The sequence below is a fragment of the Pseudomonas sp. GW456-E7 genome, from assembly GCF_059424105.1.
Genome location: NZ_JBWKZB010000109.1, coordinates 1729 through 3117, shown reverse-complemented (window position 1 = coordinate 3117; position 1389 = coordinate 1729). Strand labels below are relative to the sequence as shown.

The 1389-nt window shown below is 53.2% G+C and carries 1 rRNA gene (only partly in view); it reads right to left on the bottom strand.

Features of this window, described 5'->3' with window-relative positions:
• Nucleotides 1-19 precede the first annotated feature (19 nt).
• Nucleotides 20-1389 (bottom strand): 23S ribosomal RNA (locus tag AC07YV_RS29785); it runs 1700 nt beyond the window's last position.

The window sequence follows — 1389 nt, the reverse complement described above, 5'->3', positions numbered from 1 at the left end:
CAAATTGCTTGGGTGTTATATGGTCAAGCCTCACGGGCAATTAGTATTGGTTAGCTCAACGCCTCACAGCGCTTACACACCCAACCTATCAACGTCGTAGTCTTCGACGGCCCTTCAGGGGACTCAAGGTCCCAGTGAGATCTCATCTTGAGGCAAGTTTCCCGCTTAGATGCTTTCAGCGGTTATCTTTTCCGAACATAGCTACCCGGCAATGCCACTGGCGTGACAACCGGAACACCAGAGGTTCGTCCACTCCGGTCCTCTCGTACTAGGAGCAGCCCCTCTCAAATCTCAAACGTCCACGGCAGATAGGGACCGAACTGTCTCACGACGTTCTAAACCCAGCTCGCGTACCACTTTAAATGGCGAACAGCCATACCCTTGGGACCGGCTTCAGCCCCAGGATGTGATGAGCCGACATCGAGGTGCCAAACACCGCCGTCGATATGAACTCTTGGGCGGTATCAGCCTGTTATCCCCGGAGTACCTTTTATCCGTTGAGCGATGGCCCTTCCATACAGAACCACCGGATCACTAAGACCTACTTTCGTACCTGCTCGACGTGTCTGTCTCGCAGTCAAGCGCGCTTTTGCCTTTATACTCTACGACCGATTTCCGACCGGTCTGAGCGCACCTTCGTACTCCTCCGTTACTCTTTAGGAGGAGACCGCCCCAGTCAAACTACCCACCATACACTGTCCTCGATCCGGATAACGGACCTGAGTTAGAACCTCAAAGTTGCCAGGGTGGTATTTCAAGGATGGCTCCACGCGAACTGGCGTCCACGCTTCAAAGCCTCCCACCTATCCTACACAAGCAAATTCAAAGTCCAGTGCAAAGCTATAGTAAAGGTTCACGGGGTCTTTCCGTCTAGCCGCGGATACACTGCATCTTCACAGCGATTTCAATTTCACTGAGTCTCGGGTGGAGACAGCGCCGCCATCGTTACGCCATTCGTGCAGGTCGGAACTTACCCGACAAGGAATTTCGCTACCTTAGGACCGTTATAGTTACGGCCGCCGTTTACCGGGGCTTCGATCAAGAGCTTCGCGTTAGCTAACCCCATCAATTAACCTTCCGGCACCGGGCAGGCGTCACACCCTATACGTCCACTTTCGTGTTTGCAGAGTGCTGTGTTTTTAATAAACAGTCGCAGCGGCCTGGTATCTTCGACCGGCGTGGGCTTACGGAGCAAGTCCTTCACCCTCACCGGCGCACCTTCTCCCGAAGTTACGGTGCCATTTTGCCTAGTTCCTTCACCCGAGTTCTCTCAAGCGCCTTGGTATTCTCTACCCAACCACCTGTGTCGGTTTGGGGTACGGTTCCTGGTTATCTGAAGCTTAGAAGCTTTTCTTGGAAGCATGGCATCAACCACTTCGTCACCCAAAA